The organism is Qipengyuania sp. JC766 (assembly GCF_040717445.1).
Lineage (GTDB): Bacteria > Pseudomonadota > Alphaproteobacteria > Sphingomonadales > Sphingomonadaceae > JC766.
The window spans coordinates 749,136-767,272 of the sequence record NZ_JBFEFL010000001.1; the positions used below are offsets into that span (position 1 = coordinate 749,136).

General features: G+C 63.4%; 23 protein-coding genes and 1 tRNA gene. 19 read left to right on the forward strand and 5 right to left on the reverse strand.

Going from position 1 to position 18,137, the window contains the following annotated elements:
- Window positions 1-2: 2 nt before the first annotated feature.
- Window positions 3-251 carry a hypothetical protein gene (locus AB1K63_RS03700; RefSeq protein WP_366958598.1) on the reverse strand — a complete coding sequence of 83 codons (249 nt, stop codon included), beginning with the start codon at window positions 249-251 and terminating at the stop codon, window positions 3-5.
- A gap of 80 nt (window positions 252-331) precedes the next feature.
- Between AB1K63_RS03700 and AB1K63_RS03705 the strand changes: the two genes are divergently transcribed.
- The 5 genes from AB1K63_RS03705 to AB1K63_RS03725 all read left to right on the forward strand — a co-directional run bounded on the left by AB1K63_RS03705 (window position 332) and on the right by AB1K63_RS03725 (window position 4,629).
- Complete coding sequence (locus tag AB1K63_RS03705; RefSeq protein ID WP_366958599.1) at window positions 332-1,330, forward strand: SDR family oxidoreductase; 999 nt, start codon at window positions 332-334, stop codon at window positions 1,328-1,330.
- Window positions 1,331-1,392: 62 nt separating this feature from the next.
- A complete protein-coding gene (gene ychF / locus AB1K63_RS03710) occupies window positions 1,393-2,493 on the forward strand; it encodes a redox-regulated ATPase YchF (RefSeq protein ID WP_366958600.1) in 1,101 nt (366 codons plus the stop codon).
- Between the two features lie 84 nt (window positions 2,494-2,577).
- A complete protein-coding gene (locus AB1K63_RS03715) occupies window positions 2,578-3,381 on the forward strand; it encodes a DUF1206 domain-containing protein (RefSeq protein WP_366958601.1) in 804 nt (267 codons plus the stop codon).
- Window positions 3,378-4,151 carry a glutaredoxin gene (locus AB1K63_RS03720; RefSeq protein WP_366958602.1) on the forward strand — a complete coding sequence of 258 codons (774 nt, stop codon included), beginning with the start codon at window positions 3,378-3,380 and terminating at the stop codon, window positions 4,149-4,151. The genes AB1K63_RS03715 and AB1K63_RS03720 overlap by 4 nt, the downstream gene beginning before the upstream one ends.
- 16 nt (window positions 4,152-4,167) lie before the next feature.
- A complete protein-coding gene (locus AB1K63_RS03725; protein WP_366960637.1) occupies window positions 4,168-4,629 on the forward strand; it encodes a MaoC family dehydratase in 462 nt (153 codons plus the stop codon).
- On the opposite strand, the gene AB1K63_RS03730 is transcribed toward AB1K63_RS03725, so the two are convergent.
- Together AB1K63_RS03730 and mutL are read right to left on the reverse strand one after the other, a co-directional pair.
- Window positions 4,626-5,117, reverse strand: a complete 492-nt coding sequence (locus tag AB1K63_RS03730; protein ID WP_366958603.1) for a hypothetical protein — start codon at window positions 5,115-5,117, stop codon at window positions 4,626-4,628. The two genes, AB1K63_RS03725 and AB1K63_RS03730, sit on opposite strands and share 4 nt — an antisense overlap.
- Window positions 5,117-6,919, reverse strand: coding sequence for a DNA mismatch repair endonuclease MutL (mutL, locus tag AB1K63_RS03735; protein WP_366958604.1), 1,803 nt, complete (start codon window positions 6,917-6,919; stop codon window positions 5,117-5,119). Before mutL ends, AB1K63_RS03730 begins: the two co-directional genes overlap by 1 nt.
- A 192-nt stretch (window positions 6,920-7,111) precedes the next feature.
- On the opposite strand from mutL, the gene AB1K63_RS03740 reads away from it, so the two are divergent.
- From AB1K63_RS03740 to ribH, 7 genes are all read left to right on the forward strand, one after another.
- Window positions 7,112-8,155, forward strand: coding sequence for a rod shape-determining protein (locus tag AB1K63_RS03740; RefSeq protein WP_366958605.1), 1,044 nt, complete (start codon window positions 7,112-7,114; stop codon window positions 8,153-8,155).
- Between the two features lie 20 nt (window positions 8,156-8,175).
- Window positions 8,176-9,069, forward strand: coding sequence for a rod shape-determining protein MreC (mreC, locus tag AB1K63_RS03745; RefSeq protein WP_366958606.1), 894 nt, complete (start codon window positions 8,176-8,178; stop codon window positions 9,067-9,069).
- On the forward strand, window positions 9,066-9,623 hold the full coding sequence (gene mreD / locus AB1K63_RS03750) for a rod shape-determining protein MreD (protein ID WP_366958607.1): 558 nt from the start codon (window positions 9,066-9,068) through the stop codon (window positions 9,621-9,623). The genes mreC and mreD overlap by 4 nt, the downstream gene beginning before the upstream one ends.
- On the forward strand, window positions 9,623-11,698 hold the full coding sequence (gene mrdA, locus AB1K63_RS03755) for a penicillin-binding protein 2 (protein ID WP_366958608.1): 2,076 nt from the start codon (window positions 9,623-9,625) through the stop codon (window positions 11,696-11,698). The genes mreD and mrdA overlap by 1 nt, the downstream gene beginning before the upstream one ends.
- Window positions 11,695-12,819 carry a rod shape-determining protein RodA gene (rodA, locus tag AB1K63_RS03760; protein ID WP_366958609.1) on the forward strand — a complete coding sequence of 375 codons (1,125 nt, stop codon included), beginning with the start codon at window positions 11,695-11,697 and terminating at the stop codon, window positions 12,817-12,819. Before mrdA ends, rodA begins: the two co-directional genes overlap by 4 nt.
- 85 nt (window positions 12,820-12,904) lie before the next feature.
- A tRNA-Lys gene (locus tag AB1K63_RS03765) sits at window positions 12,905-12,980 on the forward strand.
- Between the two features lie 134 nt (window positions 12,981-13,114).
- A complete protein-coding gene (gene ribH / locus AB1K63_RS03770; protein WP_366958610.1) occupies window positions 13,115-13,537 on the forward strand; it encodes a 6,7-dimethyl-8-ribityllumazine synthase in 423 nt (140 codons plus the stop codon).
- A 16-nt stretch (window positions 13,538-13,553) separates the two neighbouring features.
- Here ribH and eno read toward each other — a convergent pair whose 3' ends face one another.
- Window positions 13,554-14,840 carry a phosphopyruvate hydratase gene (gene eno, locus AB1K63_RS03775; protein WP_366958611.1) on the reverse strand — a complete coding sequence of 429 codons (1,287 nt, stop codon included), beginning with the start codon at window positions 14,838-14,840 and terminating at the stop codon, window positions 13,554-13,556.
- On the opposite strand from eno, the gene AB1K63_RS03780 reads away from it, so the two are divergent.
- Genes AB1K63_RS03780 through AB1K63_RS03810 form a run of 7 tightly spaced genes read left to right on the forward strand, consistent with a single transcriptional unit; the run spans window position 14,830 to window position 17,615 of the window.
- Complete coding sequence (locus AB1K63_RS03780; RefSeq protein ID WP_366958612.1) at window positions 14,830-14,955, forward strand: hypothetical protein; 126 nt, start codon at window positions 14,830-14,832, stop codon at window positions 14,953-14,955. The two genes, eno and AB1K63_RS03780, sit on opposite strands and share 11 nt — an antisense overlap.
- A 7-nt stretch (window positions 14,956-14,962) precedes the next feature.
- Window positions 14,963-15,538, forward strand: coding sequence for a hypothetical protein (locus AB1K63_RS03785; RefSeq protein ID WP_366960638.1), 576 nt, complete (start codon window positions 14,963-14,965; stop codon window positions 15,536-15,538).
- A gap of 29 nt (window positions 15,539-15,567) precedes the next feature.
- A complete protein-coding gene (locus AB1K63_RS03790) occupies window positions 15,568-15,966 on the forward strand; it encodes a phage holin family protein (RefSeq protein ID WP_366958613.1) in 399 nt (132 codons plus the stop codon).
- Complete coding sequence (locus tag AB1K63_RS03795; protein ID WP_366958614.1) at window positions 15,963-16,340, forward strand: hypothetical protein; 378 nt, start codon at window positions 15,963-15,965, stop codon at window positions 16,338-16,340. The genes AB1K63_RS03790 and AB1K63_RS03795 overlap by 4 nt, the downstream gene beginning before the upstream one ends.
- Before the next feature lies 1 nt (window position 16,341).
- Window positions 16,342-16,818: a hypothetical protein gene (locus AB1K63_RS03800; RefSeq protein ID WP_366958615.1), complete on the forward strand. Its 477-nt coding sequence runs from the start codon at window positions 16,342-16,344 to the stop codon at window positions 16,816-16,818.
- 54 nt (window positions 16,819-16,872) lie between these two features.
- Window positions 16,873-17,127, forward strand: a complete 255-nt coding sequence (locus AB1K63_RS03805; protein ID WP_366958616.1) for a DUF4170 domain-containing protein — start codon at window positions 16,873-16,875, stop codon at window positions 17,125-17,127.
- 8 nt (window positions 17,128-17,135) lie between these two features.
- Window positions 17,136-17,615, forward strand: coding sequence for a GNAT family N-acetyltransferase (locus AB1K63_RS03810; protein WP_366958617.1), 480 nt, complete (start codon window positions 17,136-17,138; stop codon window positions 17,613-17,615).
- An 11-nt stretch (window positions 17,616-17,626) separates the two neighbouring features.
- Here AB1K63_RS03810 and greA read toward each other — a convergent pair whose 3' ends face one another.
- The gene (gene greA, locus AB1K63_RS03815) at window positions 17,627-18,094 is read right to left on the reverse strand and encodes a transcription elongation factor GreA (RefSeq protein ID WP_366958618.1); all 468 of its coding nucleotides are present in this window, start codon (window positions 18,092-18,094) and stop codon (window positions 17,627-17,629) included.
- Window positions 18,095-18,137: the final 43 nt, after the last annotated feature.

Consider the following 18,137-nt stretch of genomic DNA (forward strand, 5'->3'; position numbering starts at 1 on the left):
GTCTATTCGATCCGGAGGGACTGCCGGATTTCCGGCCTGGGTTCCCAGCCGAAGGCTGCCAGGCACCGGATGAAGATCGCGGTCTTGTCCGCGTCCTCTTCCTCGATATCGACGATCTGCTTCTCGCAGGTGTCTTCCGCCTGATCGAATGGCGTTTGCGGTTCGCCCGTCCCGATCCATTCGCTTTCGTTGGTGGTCTCGCACGCGGCGAGCGTGCACGCGGCGACGGCGATGATGAAGAAGCGGCCCATGGCGCTTGGCTAGGCCGCGCCCTGCCCTGCTGACAAGCAAATAATCTCTTCCTATGTTCCGGTGCGACAAGGAGAGAGACATGCCCGAACTGACCCGACGTACCCTCCTCGCTGGCACCGCCGCTACCGGAGCCTTTGCCGCCAGCGGCCTGTCCGCGCAAACCGACATGGTCGGGACCGAACCGGACCTGTCGGGCAAGTCGATCCTCATCACCGGCTGTTCGTCCGGCTTCGGACGACTTGGCGCGGAATATTACGCGCGGCGTGGCGCGAAGGTCTTCGCAACGATGCGCAACACGCCCCGGCCCGAGGCGGAAGAGTTGCGCAAACTCGCGAGCGAGGAAAATCTCGACATCACCGTCATTCGCCTCGACGTTCTCCTGCAGGATGAAATCGACGCGGCGATGGAAACCGTTTCCAACGCGCTGCGCGGGGGTGCGCTCGATGTGCTGGTGAACAATGCCGGGATCGGGATCACCGGTCCTTCCGAAGTCCAGGACATGGAGGCGACCAGCCTCATGTTCGACACCAATGTTTTCGGCCCGCATCGCATGGCCCGCGCGGTGCTGCCCGCGATGCGGGCGGCAGGCGGCGGCCAGATCTTCCAGATCAGTTCGCAGCTCGGCCGGGTCATCGTGCCCCATTCCGGGCATTATTCCGCGACCAAGTTCGCGCTGGAAGCGATGGGCGAGCAACTGGCCTACGAACTGGTACCGCACAATATCGACGTCACGATCATCGAGCCCGGCGGGTACCCGACGGAGGTCTGGGTGAACCGTAACATCTATTCCGAAGCGCTCCAGCAGCGTGCCGCGGACATCCACAAGGCGGGCTATCCCGATGTCGTTGCCCGGATGGGCGAGGAAGACGGTTCCGGCCGCAGCGCCGATCCGATGGACGTGCCGCGCGCGATCGCGAAGATCATCGCCATGCCCGCCGGAACGCGCCCCTTGCGTCAGCCGGTCAGTGGCGGTGCGATCCCGCAGACCGAGATCAACCGCGTTGCCGCCGAAACGCAGGTCGGATGGCTCGGCGGATCGGGCTACGGCCCGTGGATCAAGGCGGTCCACGGGCGCTGAGTGTCTGGCCAAGCCGCGCCTTCCCGTCTAAGCGCGCCGCCTGATCGAAAACTGGAGTTTATATGGGTTTCCGTTGCGGGATCGTGGGCCTGCCGAATGTCGGCAAGTCGACGCTGTTCAATGCACTGACGCAGACGCAGGCCGCGCAGGCCGCGAATTATCCGTTCTGCACGATCGAGCCCAATGTCGGCCAGGTCGCGGTCCCGGACGAACGGCTGGAGAAGATCGCCGCGATCGCCAAGAGCGCGAAGACGATCCACACGCAGCTCGCCTTCGTGGATATTGCCGGCCTCGTGAAGGGCGCCAGCAAGGGAGAGGGCCTTGGCAACCAGTTCCTCGCCAACATCCGCGAGGTCGACGCAATCGTCCACGTCCTGCGCTGCTTTGAGGATGACGACATCCAGCACGTCAGCAACAAGGTCGACCCGATCGCCGATGCGGAAGTCGTCGAGACCGAACTCCTGCTGGCGGACCTGGAAAGCCTCGAGAAGCGGGTCGAGAACGCGCGGCGCCGCGCGACCGGTGGTGACAAGGAAGCCAAGGCGCTGGTCAGCGTGCTGGGTCAGGCATTGGATCTTCTGAAGGACGGCAAGCCCGCCCGCCTCACCCAGCCCAACGACGACGAGGAAGCCGCGCTGTTCGAACAGGCGCAGCTGCTGACGGCCAAGCCGGTTCTCTACGTCTGCAACGTGGCGGAAGAAGATGCCGCGACCGGCAACGCGTTGAGCGAGGAAGTCTTCGCCAAGGCGGAGCGCGAAGGTGCGCAGGCGGTGATCGTTTCCGCCGCGATCGAGTCCGAGCTGGTCGAAATGGAGCAGGAAGACCGCACCGAGTATCTCGAGAGCCTCGGCCTCGAAGAAAGCGGCCTCGCGAAGATCATCCGCGCCGGGTATCGCCTTCTGGGTCTGCAGACCTTCTTCACCGCCGGTCCCAAGGAATCGCGCGCCTGGACTTTCCCTGCCGGAGCCAAGGCGCCGCAGGCTGCGGGCGAGATCCACACCGATTTCGAGCGCGGCTTCATCCGCGCCGAGACGATCGCCTACGACGATTACGTTGCCCTGGGCGGAGAAGGCGCCGCACGCGAGGCCGGCAAGCTGCGCCAGGAGGGTAAGGAGTACCTCGTCCAGGACGGCGACGTGATGCTGTTCAAATTCAACGTCTGACCGCCGCGGACCAAACAATCCCTCCTTCCCGGCACGATTGCCCCGCCCGCCCGTTCGCAAGGGCATAACAAGGGGAACAAGACGATGGTCGACAAGTCGGAGAAGTTCAATTGGGCCGTGCGCGTGGGATATTTCAGCCGCGCGATACTTTATGCTGTGCTGGGTCTGGTCGCACTGACCAGCGCGGGCCGGATTGCCGAAGGCACCGACGGCGTGTTCCTCGCGATCGAGGACTATCCCGCCGGCACCGTGCTTCTCTGGATCATGGCGGTGGGCCTCACGGCCTATGCCCTGTTCCGCTTCTGCTCGTTGTTGTTCGATATCGAGAACAACGGTTCGGATTCGAAAGGCTGGGCGAAGCGGGTCGGTCATGCCGGCAGCGGCATCGGTCACCTCGTCCTCGCCTATTCGGCCTTCAAGTTCGCCAATGACAGTGCGTCCTCGTCGTCCGGTGGCGGCGCAGAGGAAGCGGCCGCCGGTATTCTGTCGGTCGAACTCGGCGGTATCGTCCTCGGGGTCCTCGGGGTGATCTTCTTCGCGGTGGCCGTATTCCAGGCGAAGAAGGGCATTTCGGGCGACTTCATGCACCGCATCAGTCCCGCGGCCCCGTCCGCGACGCGTTGGCTCGGAGGCGTCGGCTTCTGTGCGCGCGCCGTCGTCTATGCCGTGATCGGGTGGTCGCTCGTCCAGGCGGGCTTCTTCTCGCAAGGCGCCGACGAAGTGAAGACGCTGGGCGACGCGGTCGCGAGCCTCGCGGGCGAAGGGCCGATCTTCACGATCACGGCCATCGGCCTGCTGACCTTCGGCCTCTTCAGCCTGATCCTCGCCCGGTATCGCATCATTCCGGACATGGATTCCAGCAAGGGAATCCCCAAGTTCCGGATATGAGCGACGCGCAAACTCCCGATCGCGCGCATTCGTCCGGCGCGCGTACTGCCCGCCTCTACCGGATGGTGATGGACAAGCATGTCTGCCCCTACGGCACGAAGTCCAAGTTCCTGCTGGAACGCGAAGGCTATTCAGTCGAGGATCACCACCTGACGACGCGCGCAGAGACGGATGCCTTCAAAGCAAAACACGGCGTCTCCACCACGCCCCAGACCTTCGTCGGGAACGACAGGATCGGCGGCTACGACGATCTGCGCGCGTGGCTCGGCAAGGCCGGAAAGGACGGGCCGAGCTATACGCCAGTCCTCGCGGTCTTTGCAGTCGGAGCCCTGCTGGCCGTGTCGCTCAGCATGTTCGTCTATGGCAGCGCCTTCACGATCCGGACCGCCGAATGGTTCGTCGCCTTCTCGATGGCGATGTTGGCCATGCTCAAGCTGCAGGATGTGGAGCAGTTCTCCACCATGTTCGTCGGCTACGACCTGCTGGGCATGCGCTGGGTGCCCTATGCGTACGCCTACCCGTTTCTCGAGGCGGCCGCCGCCATCCTGATGGCGGGCCGCGTGCTGCCCTGGCTCTCTATCCCGATCGCACTGACCATCGGCACGATCGGTGCCGTCAGCGTCTTTTACGCGGTGTATATCCAGAAACGCGACATCAAGTGCGCCTGTGTCGGTGGCAGTGGCAACGTGCCGCTCGGCTTCGTCTCGCTGACCGAAAATCTCGCCATGATTGCCATGGGGATTTGGATGCTGGTACGCCCTGCGCTCTGAAGGGAGAGGCATGGCCATGATCTATTTCGAGGACATCGAAGTCGGGAAGAAACAGTCGTTCGGGCGCTACGAAGTCACGCGCGAGGAAGTGATGGAGTTTGCCGAGAAATACGATCCGCAACCCTTCCATCTCGATGACGAAGCCGCCGCGCGCACCCATTTCGGCAGGCTGTCCGCCAGTGGATGGCATACCTGCGCCATGACCATGCGGATGCTGGTCGACAACATGAAGGACCAGCAGCAGGCTGGCCTCGGGTCGCCGGGCGTCGATCACATCCGCTGGGTCAAGCCCGTCTATCCCGGCGATGTCCTGCGCTGCGAAAGCGAAGTGATCGAGAAGCGGCGGAGCAAGAGTCGCCCGGAAATGGGCCTGTTCAAATCCCGCGGAACCACGTTCAACCAGAACGACGAACCCGTCCTGCAAATGGTATCGAACGGGATGATCCTGGTCCGCAATCCGGAAGACCCGGCGGACTAGCTCGCTTCCATCCGGCAGCGCAATTCGCCCGCCGCCTCCCAGACCGTACGATCCGCCCCGTCGCGCGCAATCGCGGTGGCTGCAAAGCTGTCCGCGCCGGTGCCTCGCGCACTGGGCCTGATTTCGACTTCGAATTCGGTGCCGACATATTTCGGCTTCACCGAGCCGAAGATCGGCTCCGCCCCTGCATCGGAGGCCAGCGGTGCTGTCTTTCCCTTAACCTTCATCACGCCGGATGTGTCGTGCATGATGACGACGGGCGTTTCGCTGCCTTCCTTGTAGAAGGCGCAGCTGTCTCCGGTGATCTGGTCCTTGTCCATGTCGCTTTCCGAAACCGCTTCGGGTTCGATCGCCACGGGTGGCGGAGCGATGTCCTCGACTACTTTTTCCAGGTCGGTGCCTTCGGGCGCGATATCCTTGAAAGTGGCTTCGTTATTGTCGTTGCACCCTGCAAGCAGGGCCAGACCAAGCAGGAACGCAACACGCATCAGTGTCTCCCAAAGAGCTTTTCGACATCGTCCATGGAAAGCTTAACCCATGTAGGCCTCCCATGGTTGCATTGTCCCGATCTCGGCGTTCGTTCCATCTCCCGAAGGAGGGCATTCATTTCGGCAACATTGAGGACGCGCCCCGCCCTGACCGACCCGTGGCAGGCCATCGTGGCCAGCACGAGATCCAGCTTCTCGCCCAGCAGAAGGGCTTCGCCGTGCTTGGCGATATCGTCGGCAATGTCGGCAAGCAGCCGGTGCGGATCGGCCTTGGAAAGCGAATGCGGCATGGCGCGGACGAGCATTGCGTCAGGGCCGAAGCGTTCCATGATGAGTCCCAGTTCCGCGAGCGCGTCGATCGCGTCCTCCAGCCGGTCGCAGACGGGTTCGTCCATTTCGACGACTTCGGGCATCAGCAGCGCCTGGCTCCGCCGTACCGCGTCGCCGGCCCCCGCGGCGCGCAACCGCTCCAGCACGATCCGCTCGTGCGCCGCGTGCTGGTCGACGAGGACGAGACCGTCGGCGGCTTCCGCGACGATGTAGGTTTCAGCAACCTGGCCGCGCGCGATGCCGAGCGGATATTCGGCCTGCGGTTCGCCCGGTTCCGCCAGTTCCGCCCTGCCCTGCGGCGCGTCGAGAGCCACCGTCTCGCCGCCCCGCCATGGTTGCGGCGGTTCGCGAACGCCGTTGTCCTGCGGGGCGGTCCAGTCGCGCCCGCTGAAGATGGATGCCATGGCCGGCGCGTTTTCGGTCGCGACCGGCTCCTGCTGCCAGCGACCCATCGCCGCGGTATCTGGCGCCTGGGCACTGCGCCGGTCCCCGGTGCCCAGTGCCTGCCTCAGCCCGGAAACGATGAACCCGCGCATTCCCTGCGCATCGCGGAAGCGAACTTCCGTCTTGGCCGGGTGGACGTTCACGTCGACGTCTTCGGGCGGCAGTTCGACGAACAGGGCGAGGACCGCGTGACGATCGCGGGCGAGCATGTCCGCATAGGCACCGCGGACGGCCCCTGTCAGGAGACGGTCCTTCACGGGTCGGCCGTTCACGAACAGGAACTGCTGGTCGGCCACGCCGCGATTGTATGTCGGAAGTCCGGCAAGCCCGGTCAGCCGCATCGGCCCCCTCTGCAGGTCGATCGAAACGCCGTTATCCTTCAGTTCGCGCGCGACGATCTCGGCCACGCGCGTCTCCAGCGGCTGCCCCGGCTGCAGCGCCAGCGTGCGCCGGTCGCCATGATCGAGCGTGAAGGCGATGTCGGGGCGCGCCATCGCCAGACGCCGGACGACATCGAGGCACGCCGCATATTCGCTGCGCGGGGTGCGCAGGAACTTGCGCCGTGCCGGTATCTTGCCGAACAGGTTTTCCACCACGACCCTTGTCCCGGGCGGAAGGGCGGCCGGTCCGTCCGATTTCTTCGCGCCATGGTCGATCACGGTGCGCCAGCCCTGTGCCTCCCCCTCGGTCCGGCTTTCGAGCGTGAAGCGGGCGACACTGGCGATCGAGGGCAGCGCCTCTCCCCGGAAGCCCAGCGTGGCGACCTGTTCGATCGCATCGTCCGGCAGCTTCGAAGTCGCATGCCTTTCCAAGGCCAGCGCCATTTCGTCCGGCGACATCCCGCAGCCGTCGTCGATCACTTCGAGTCGGCCGAGCCCGCCGTCGGTCAGCTTGACCGCGATCCGGCCGGCGCCAGCGTCGATCGCGTTCTCCACCAGCTCTTTCAGGGCCGATGCAGGCCGCTCCACCACCTCGCCTGCGGCGATGCGGTTGACGAGAGTTTCGGGCAATCTTCTGATGCGGGGCATGGAATTTGCGAGGTTAGCGACGAAGCGCCGCAAATTCGAGATTAAGACACAGATTTTACGCTGGCGTGTTGATAAATTTTTGGTGTTTTGAGCGATGCTTCGTTAAGGAGCCGACATCCCTGTCATGACCGGGTTTCGACTGTCGCGATCGAGAGCGGCAAAGGTCCAGAATTTATACGGAATACACGTGGAATGAACTGGTTCACAAATCTCTTCAAACTCGGCGCTCAGAACATGGCTATCGACCTCGGTACGGCGAACACGCTGGTCTATGTCGACGGGCAGGGAATCGTCCTCAACGAACCTTCGGTCGTCGCGATCGAGACGATCCAGGGGATCAAGAAGGTCAAGGCGGTCGGGGACGATGCGAAGATGATGATGGGCAAGACGCCCGACACGATCGAAGCCATACGCCCGCTGCGCGACGGCGTCATTGCGGACATCGAGATCGCCGAAGAGATGATCAAGCACTTTATTCGCAAGGTGCATGGCAAGAAGAACCTGTTCCGGTACCCCGAAATCGTGATCTGCGTCCCGTCAGGCTCGACCTCGGTCGAGCGGCGCGCGATCCGCGATGCCGCCAGCAACGCCGGCGCCAGCGAGGTCTACCTCATCCTCGAGCCCATGGCGGCCGCGATCGGCGCGGACATGCCCGTGACCGAACCTGTCGGTTCCATGGTGGTGGATATCGGCGGCGGCACGACCGAAGTCGCCGTGCTCTCGCTGCGCGGTCTGGCCTACACCACCTCGGTGCGTACGGGTGGCGACAAAATGGACGAAGCGATCGTCTCCTACGTCCGCCGCCATCACAACCTGTTGATCGGCGAAGCCACGGCGGAACGCATCAAGAAGGATTACGGCGTCGCGACGACTCCGGAAGACGGCATCGGTGAGATCATCACCCTCAAGGGGCGCGATCTGGTCAACGGCGTGCCCAAGGAAATCACGATCAACCAGGCGCACATCGCCGACGCCCTGTCCGAACCGATCGGGGCGATCGTGGAAGGCGTTCGCATCGCGCTTGAGAACACGGCCCCGGAACTGGCCGCCGACATCGTCGACCAAGGCATCGTCCTGACAGGCGGCGGTGCACTGATCCGCGGGCTGGATGAGCATCTGCGCGAGGAAACCGGTCTCCCGGTCAGCATCGCGGAAGATCCGCTCACCTGCGTCGCGGTCGGCACTGGTCGCGCCATGGAGGACCCAGTTTTCCGCGGCGTCCTGATGACCGCTTGATGCCTTAAGGGGGCCTTGTCATGGCGTCACCAGGTCGGCGCTCGAGCTATTCCCGTCGTGAACAATACGGTGTTTTCACCGGCTATGTCATCGCCGGCGCGGGCGCGCTGGCCGGTGCCATATTGCTTGGCCTGTCGCTCTGGCGGCCGGCCAATTTCAACGGGCCGCGCACCACCGCTTCGGACATCGTCGCCCCCATCGGCGAAGCGGGCGCGAGTGCGCGTAATTCGGGCAAGGGCCTGATCGACAGCATTTCCGGCTATCTCGCCGCAGGAAGCCAGAACGCAGAACTGCGCAAGGAAGTGGAAGCGTCGCGGATCCGCCTGGCCGAAGCCGAGGCGACTAAGCGCGAAAACGACCGGCTCAAGGCGCTGCTTGGTCTTTCCAACGACGAGACGCCGCCTGTCGCGGTCGCCCGCCTTATTGGATCGACCGCGTCGAGCAGCCGCCGGTTCGGCTATATCGGCGTGGGACGCGGCGATGGTATCGTCCCGGGAATGCCGGTGCGTTCCTCGCGCGGGATCGTCGGCCGCGTTCTGGAAGTGGGCCGCTCGACGTCGCGAGTGCTCCTGCTCGCGGACAGCCAGAGCGTGGTGCCGGTACGGCTCGCGGATTCGAAGCGCGATGTCGTTGCCCTCGCCGAAGGTCGTGGCGACGGACTGCTCCATATCCGCCTGGTCAATCTCGGCATCAACCCGCTCGAGCGCGGCGATGTGCTGGTCACCAGCGGATCGGGTGGTTTCTATCCGCCCGGCGTCGCAGTCGCGATCGTCGAGGAAACCGTCAGCGACGGAGCGGTCGCGCGGATGATCAGCGATCCCGCCGCCACGCTTTACGTAACCGTGGAGCCGATCTGGCAGGCACCTACGATCGAAGCCGCTCGCACGCCTGTCGAAGACCGGCTCGAGGAATGATCGAACGGGTCAACACCAAGGCACGCAGCGATCGCTACGGCAGTCGTCTCAATCGCGCCCATTCGCCCGTCATCGCCTATGCGGTGCCGGTGGCTACGATCCTGCTCGGTTCCTTCCTGCCCTTTTTCGCCATAGCCGGGGCGGCACCGTATATTCCGCCGTTCGGCTTCCTCATGCTGCTTTGCTGGCGCAGCCTTCAGCCCGGTCTTTTCCCTATCTGGATCGGCTTTCCGCTCGGCCTGTTCGACGATCTATTCAGCGGACAGCCATTCGGTTCGGCTATCCTGCTGTGGTCCCTCACGATGATTGCGTTCGAGATGATCGATACACGGTTTCCGTGGCGCAGTTTCTGGCAGGACTGGATGACCGTCGCCATGTTCACGACCCTTTACATCGTCCTCGCTGCCGTCGTTTCCGGCGGCGAGCTGAGTGTGCCCGGGCTGGTCGCCATCGTGCCGCAGATCGTCTTCTCCATTTTCGCCTTTCCCCTCCTGGCTCGCATCGTGGCGAGCTTCGACAGGTTCCGGCTGTTGCGCTGGCGGAGGCTCGGCTGATGGCCCGTCGTTCGCGTCGGCAGAAGAAGACCACCGTCAACGCCTCGATCCTGGACAACCGGTTCGACAGGCGCAGCTTCGTGGTCGGCGCAGTGGGTGCCGGTATCGGGACGCTTCTCGCCGTTCGCATGGCTTACATCGCCATCGCCGAGAACGAACGGTGGAAGGTTGAGGCGGAAAGCAACCGCGTCAACCTGTCGCTCATCCCCCCACGCCGTGGCTGGATCCTCGACCGCGAAGGCGCGCCACTGGCGTCGAACCAAGCGGATTTTCGCGTGGACATCATCCCCGAGCGGCTGCCCGATCCGAACAAGACGATCGATATCCTCGGGGAACTGCTCGATCTCAACATCGGCAAGATCCGCGACCTGAAGGCGCAAGTCGAGGAGAAGCGCGGTTTCCAGCCGATCGAGGTCGCGACCGGCGTGGATTTCGAGAAATACGCGGCCGTTACCGTGCGCCTCCCGGACCTTCCCGGGGTCGTCCCCCAGCGCGGTTTCTCGCGCTTTTATCCGACGGGGCCATCCGTCGGCCACCTCATCGGATATGTCGGGCCTGCGTCCGCGGAAGAGTACCAGAAGGATCGCAATCCGCTCCTCCTCACCCCGGGCTACAAGATCGGCAAGGACGGACTGGAAAAGCAGTTCGAACAGCGCCTTCGCGGCGAACCTGGTGCGCGCCGTGTCGAGGTGACCGCGGCAGGCCGCATCGTACGCGATCTCGACACCCGGCCGGATGTTCAGGGCGATCCGCTGCATCTCACCATTGATGGCCCGTTGCAGGATTACGCGGCGCGGCGGATCGGGCTCGAAAGCGGCTCCGTCGTGGTGATGGACTGCGAGACCGGTGACCTGCTCTGCATGGCATCGATGCCCAGTTTCGATCCCAACAGCTTCTCGGACGGGATCGGCCGCGTGGAATACGCGATGCTGCGTGACGATGAGCGCGTACCACTCCGCAACAAGGTCCTAAAAGGGCTGTATCCCCCCGGTTCGACGGTGAAGCCCATGCATTGCATGGCGTTCCTGAAGGAAGGGGTCGGTTTCAACGACACCATCACGTGCGGCGGCGGTCGGCGGATCGGAAACCGGTTCTTCAATTGCTGGAGCAACCACGGCCAGGTCGACATGGCAAAGGCCATCTACCAGAGCTGCGACAGCTATTTCTATCACTTCGCGCAACAAGTCGGTTTCGACAAGGTGGCGGCGATGGCCCGCAGTCTCGGCATGGGTCAGGAATTTCCCCTGCCCGTTATCAGCCAGTTCTTCGGGACCGTCCCGGACCCCGAATGGAAATTCAACAAGTTCGGCGATCGCTGGCAACCCTTCGACACGGTGAATGCGTCCATCGGACAGGGTTACTATCTAGCGAGCCCCCTTCAGCTCGCCGTGATGAGTGCCCGCCTCGCGACCGGAAGGGTGCTGAAGCCGCGGCTCGTGCGAAGCAATGCGGTGCGCGAGGCGCAGCATTACAATTTCCGCGATGAGGAAATCGCCTACATCCGTCAGGCGATGAGCGACGTCGTCAACGGGCCCGGCACCGCGGGACGCGGTCGTTTGCCATTCGACGACATCCAGATGGCGGGCAAGACCGGTACGGCCCAGGTCGTCTCCTTAAGCGTCTCGGATGGACGAAGCGGCCCCTGGAAATATCGCGATCACGGACTGTTCGTGTTCTTCGCGCCGATCGACAACCCCCGCTACGCCGGCGCCGTCGTCATCGAGCACGGAGGGGGATCGGGGGCGGCTTATCCGATCGCCCGCGACGTGATGACCTTCATGTTCGACCCGCAAAAGGGCCTCGACGCGCTCTACGCTCTCGAGAAGGAGTGGGGCGGCACCGCACAGGAGCGTCTGGCGAAGAAATACGCGGCATACGCAGCAGAGGCCGGCGAAACCGTTCCCCCCGCACCCCAGCGGGAAGAGGAGATCTTCGATCAGGTCGATGCAGAGGCCCGCGCAGCGGCCAATCAGTCCCAGGCCATTGCCGATGACGTCATTGCGCCCCGCCCCAATCCCACAGGCACGGGTGGGCCGCCACCTGACGCAGCCGGCATAGCGGGCGAACCCGAATGAACTCGGTTGTACCTGCCCCGATCGCGCGCCAGCCCTGGGGCATGCTGATCCCGCTTTTCATGCTCGTGGGTTTCGGCGCACTGGTGCTGTATTCCGCGGCGGGCGGAAACATGCAGCCCTTCGCACAGTCACATCTGATCCGTTTCGGATTGTTCCTCGTAATGGCGGGCGTGATCGTTGCGATGCCGCGTCCCTTCATCGAGTTCATTTCCTATCCCGCCTACGCAGTCGTGCTCGTGCTGCTGCTGGCCGTGGAGGCGATGGGGGCCATCGGCGGGGGGAGCCAGCGATGGCTGGACCTCGGCCCGCTGACCTTGCAGCCGTCGGAGCTCATGAAACCGGCAATCGTGTTCGCCCTTGCCCGGTTCTACTCCGATCTGCCGGCTGGAATGGTCAACACTTGGCGGGCGTTGATTCCCGCAGGCGTGTTGATTGCAATCCCCATGGCGCTCGTCCTGATCCAGCCTGACCTGGGAACCGCCATCGCGATCGCATTCGGCGGGGCAGCGGTGATGTTCCTTGCCGGCCTGCCGCTGCGCTGGTTCGTCATTGGCGGCCTCGCCGCAATCATCCTGGCGCCTCTGGCCTTCTTCTTCGGCCTGCAGGAATATCAGCAGAACCGTGTCCTGACCTTTCTCGACCCGGAAAGCGATCCGCTCGGCACGAACTACAATATCACACAATCGAAGATCGCCATCGGTTCGGGCGGCATGTGGGGCAAGGGTTTCAACGAGGGATCGCAGAGCCACCTCAATTACCTCCCCGAAGCGCATACCGATTTCGTCTTTTCGACCATGGCCGAAGAGTGGGGCTTCGTCGGCGGGGTGTTCGTCATCGTGGTGTTCGGCCTGATCCTGCGCTGGGGCCTCAAGGTGGCGAGCAATGCGCAGGATCGTTTCCCGAAGCTGCTTGCGGCAGGAATGGTCGCCACCGTGTTCTTCTACGCGGCGATCAACCTGATGATGGTCATGGGCCTTGCCCCGGTGGTGGGAATCCCCCTGCCCTTCATGAGTCACGGCGGCAGTTCAATGCTGACCAACATGATCTGCCTCGGTACGCTGATGATGGTGGACCGGTGGAACCGGCAGCAGGCACCGCGGGGAGGACTGTCTCGCTATTAAGTCTTGCAAGACCTGCAAAGCTCGCTATTTGCACCGCTCCCGCGACGCGATGTCGAATCGCAGCGGCAGCCTCACGCAAGGCGATGGACGCATAGCTCAGTTGGTAGAGCAGCTGACTCTTAATCAGCGGGTCCTAGGTTCGAGCCCTAGTGCGTCCACCACTCCCCCACAGTTCTTCTGATCCCAATACCCGGAAGCCAGCGCCGGCATCGTTTCCGACGTTTTTTTGCGCTCCGCCTCTTTCGCTTGGCTCCGGCTGCAGCTAGCCGCGGGGTCGTTCCAAGCGGAGTTTGAAATGGCCAGTTTTCTCATCGTCGAAGCGCGGTTCTATGGCGAGCTCAACGACAAGCTGATTGCCGGTGCTCGCGCAGCGCTCGAGGCCGAGGGTCACGATGTCGAGGTCCTGACCGTCCCCGGTGCGCTCGAGATACCCGGCGCAATCACTCTCGCCGACGGGAGCGGACAGTATGACGGCTATGTCGCGCTGGGCATCGTCATCCGCGGTGAGACCTACCATTTCGAGATCGTGGCTGGCGAGAGCGCCCGTGCGCTCATGGCGCTGACCATGGACGGGATCGCGATCGGGAACGGGATCCTGACGGTCGAGAACGAGGAACAGGCGCTGGTCCGGGCCGATCCATCGCAAAAGGACAAAGGCGGGGAGGCAGCAAAAGCCGCGATGGCCCTGCTCGACCTTCGTCGCAAGTTCGGCGGGTAGCGCCTCCGCGCTTTAGCTACCCGGCGAGCCGTCCGAAACAGGCGTGGCCGGCAAAATCCGCACTGGCGCCAAGCTCTTCCTCGATACGGATGAGCTGGTTGTACTTTGCAAGCCGGTCCGATCGCGCGAGCGAGCCCGTCTTGATCTGCCCGCAATTGGTCGCAACGGCGAGATCGGCGATCGTCGCGTCTTCCGTCTCTCCCGAACGATGGCTCATCACGCAAGTGTAGCCGGCCCGGTGCGCCATATCGACGGCCTCCAGCGTTTCGGTGAGAGTTCCGATCTGGTTGACCTTGACCAGGAGGGAGTTCGCGAGCCCGCGCTCGATACCGTCGGAAAGGCGCGCCGGATTGGTCACGAACAGATCGTCGCCGACTAGCTGGACCTTCTTGCCCAAGAGGTCGGTCAGGGCTTTCCAGCCTTCGAAATCGTCCTCGCTCATCCCGTCCTCGATCGACCAGATCGGGTAATCGGCGCATAGGGAGGCGAGATACTCGGCCATCTCGGAGGGCGAGAGCGACTTGCCCTCCCCGCTGATCTCGTATCGCCCGTCCCGGAAGAATTCCGTGGCCGCGCAATCCAGGGCCAGGACTACATCGTCGCCCGGTGTAAAGCCCGCCAGTTCGATCGACCGCATGATGAAGTCCAGCGCTTCGCGCGTGCCGGCGATGTCGGGCGCGAACCCGCCTTCATCGCCGACAGCCGTGGAAAGGCCTTTTTCGGCAAGGCCCTTCTTCAGCGTATGGAATATTTCCGCGCCCCAGCGCACGGCCTCGGTCAGGGAATCCGCCCCGACCGGCATCACCATGAATTCCTGGATATCGATCGGGTTGTCGGCATGTTCGCCGCCGTTGACGATATTCATCATCGGGACGGGCAAGCGATGCGCGGACACCCCGCCGACATAGGACCAGAGTGGAAGACCGCGCGCGGCCGCCGCGGCTTTTGCCACGGCAAGACTGGTGCCAAGGATCGCGTTCGCGCCTAGGCGCTCCTTGTTGGGCGTCCCGTCCAGTTGGAGCAGCGCAAGATCGAGGTCCCGCTGATCTTCGGCATCGAGACCGAGAAGCACGTCCGCAATCTCGCCATTCACGCCTTCGACAGCCTTGGTGACGCCCTTGCCGAGATAACGGTCCGCATCGCCGTCCCGCAGTTCCACCGCTTCGTGCGCGCCGGTGGACGCGCCCGACGGGACTGCCGCGCGCCCGAAGCTGCCGTCTTCCAGCAGGACATCGACCTCGACCGTGGGATTGCCGCGACTGTCGAGGATTTCGCGCGCGTGGATGTCGAGAATGGCGGTCATGATCGGTTTCCTGCTGCGTGGTGTTGTAGAGGAGCAATACACTGCCCACATCCGAATTCGCAGTCGCAATATGCAGCGGAACGAAGCGGTGCAAGTTGCGTTGCAAGGTAAATGAGGGGGTGATGGCGCTTTCGCCCACCTCCAGCATGAAGGAGGAATTTGAAATGGCTCGTAAACCGACCCCCGAACCCGAAGTTCTTGCAGCCGATGCCGCCGCGACCGGCGCCGGTGCCGAAGCGGACGCGCACGAATCCGAAGCGAAGACCCGCTTCAACGCGGCTCTGGAAGAAGCCAAGGCCGGTGCCGCTGCACTGAAGGGCGAAGCAACGGCCAAGGCTCGGGAATATCGCGAGAAGGCGAAGTCCCAGTCCGAGGGTCTGAATCAGGACGCCAAGGTCAAGGCCGGCGAACTGGCCAACGAAGGCAAGACAAAGGTCAGCGAAGGCATTTCCGCGCTGGGCAAGCTCGTCGATGACAACGCGGCCTCGATCGATGAGAAGCTCGGCCCGAAATACGGTGACTACGCCCGTTCGGCCTCGCGCAACCTGCACGAGACGGCCGCCAAGCTCGACGCAAAGAGCTTCGATGAACTCGGCGACGACACGACTGAATTCGTCCGCAAAAGCCCGGCGACCGCGCTCGGTATCGCTGCCATCGGTGGCTTCCTGCTGGCGCGCCTTCTCGGGGGTCGTCGCTGATCGCCAATACGCGAACGGGGGCCGTCGACATGGCCGAAGACCACCTGTCCGACGGGCGGGTACCTCAGGACGAACATTTGGAGGACGGCGGTCCTGTCCACTCTCTTGCCGACGATCTGGAGGCTCTCTGGATCGACGGCAAGACATATGCGGAGGCGGAACTCAGCTTTCAGAAGAGCCGCTTCGGATACGCAGCGGGTCAGGGCCGATCGGGACTGGCCTATGGAGTGCTGGCGCTCGCGTTCGCACATCTTCTGCTGATCGGCCTGGTCGTCGGCGCGATCCTGTCCTTGGCGACGCTAATCGGACCGCTCGGCGCGACCCTGATCGTTTGCGGAGTACTTCTGGCCGGAGCGATCATCTTCGCTCTGTCCGCCAAGAAGCGGTTTGCCAGCATCGGCGACGCCTTCGCAAAGGATGAAGAATGACCGTGGCTAGCAAGATGCGGATGCTGGAGGACCGGGCCTTGCGCGATGCTGCGCAGGCACTCGTGAAGGCGGATGTTGCGCACCTCAAGAGCGATTTCTCGGCCAAGAGCCTTGGATCGCGAGCTCTTGCGCGGGTCGGCGATGGCACCGAGGAACTCGTGGAAATCGGGAAGGATGCCGCGAAGAAGCACGGAGGATGGTTCGCCCTTGGCGCAGCGGCCGTCGCGCTCTGGTTCTTCAGGGAGCCGATCGTTTCGCTCTTCGATGACACCGATCCGGAGGCCGATCCTGCCGCCGACGATATCAAAGGTGAAACACAGGAACCTACTGCCCGGAGCCGCCGTTCCGGAGGAAACGAAATCAATGGAGTTTGACATGGTCGACGAAGCGAAAAGAGATGAATTGCGAGCGAAGATCGAGGCCGGTGAACGCCGGAATGCCGATCGCAGCTTCAGCGACGCGTTGAGCGAAGCTGGCGAAAGTATCGGTGATGTCGTCCGCGAACATCCGATAGCTACAATCGCCGGTGTCGCAGTCGTGGGCGTGATTATCGGAACCCTGCTTCCGACCCGCCGCATCGCCGACCGCGCGTCGTCCCTTGGCTCGACGGTGGCCGAATTGGGAGCGGCTTACGGAGCCGGACTGTTCGACGCCGCCAGCGGAGCCGCGCGTCACGGACAGGATCGGCTCGAGGATTTCGCCGATGCCGTCTCCGACAATCGTCGCGGCATCAGCCGCGAGGCGCGCTATCGCGGGCAGAGGGCGAGCGACTCGGCCCGGCGGTTGGGTCGGGACGCCGGAAAGCGCGCCGGACGTTCTCTGCGCGATGCACGCGCTAGACTGGGCGTCTGACCACTCGACAGAGACGCTTGCCTTGAAGCCGAGCGAGCATTAGGCGCGCGGGCGATGACCAACGAAGAAACTCAGCCCGTGCCCGATGCGCCGACGAACCAGACCCTACACCTCGTGATGGGTGGCAAGGTGAAGGATCCGCGAGCGTTCGAATTCCAGGATCCGGAAAGTCTCCACGTGGTGGGCGTGTTCAGCGACTACGACATGGCTGTTGATGCGTGGCGTGCAAACGCCCAGCGGACCGTGGATGATGCGGAGATGAAATACGTCATCGTGCCCATTCATCAGCTTCTCACTCCCGAGAACTGACGCTGGCAATGGCGGATTATGCCATCCGCCAGGCAACATCAGGCAACTTCGAGGTGCTGGCGGATTTGTTCGCCGCCTCCGTAGAACGGATCGGCCCGCGGGCCTATTCTCTCGTACAGGTAGCGGCCTGGACGCAACGAGCTAACGGTGTGACCGAGTTCGCAAACCGTCTCGGCCAGGGCGATATCATCATTCTCGCTTGCAACTCAGTCGGTGATGTTGCGGGATATGCCATCCTTCAGCCCGATGGCTGCATCGACCACCTCTACTGCCACCCCGATCACGAGCGCAGAGGGATCGGTGCCGGACTTCTGGAGCGGTGCGAGGACGAAGCCGAACGGTTGGGCATCATGCGCCTTTACACGGCGGCAAGCGAGATTGCCCGGCCGGTATTTGGCAGGGGCGGCTACCGGCTCATCGGCCGCCGCGACTTCGAAATCGGCGGCGTGCCGATCCACAACTACGCAATGGAAAAGCGGCTCCGTTAGCCGCGCTCAGCTCAGACGAATTCGATCTTGTTGACGAGGTAGAACTTGTCGCCGGAAGGAACGGTGACCTCCACCTCGTCCTCGACCTTCTTGCCGATGAGCGCGCGGGCGAGCGGGGAGCTGTAGGAAATGCGTCCCTTCTTCGCGTCCGCTTCGGTCTGCCCGACGATCTGGTAGATCACGGGCTGGTCGTCCTCGTCGAGAAGATGGACCGTGGCGCCGAAGATGATCTTGTCGCCGGACAGCGTGGCCGGATCGATGATCTGGGCCCGGCTGACCTTGTCCTCGATCTCCGCGATCTGCGCTTCCACCTGACCCTGCCGCTCCTTCGCGGCGTGGTACTCGGCGTTTTCAGACAGGTCGCCATGCGCACGCGCTTCCTCGATTGCATCGACGATCTTCGGGCGTTCTTCGCGCAGGGCCTTCAAGTCACGGGTAAGCTGCTCGTACCCCTCGGCCAGCATCGGGACTTTTTCCATTCGAACCTCGTCTCTCTGGGACCTCTCCGTCGGCAATTCGGAA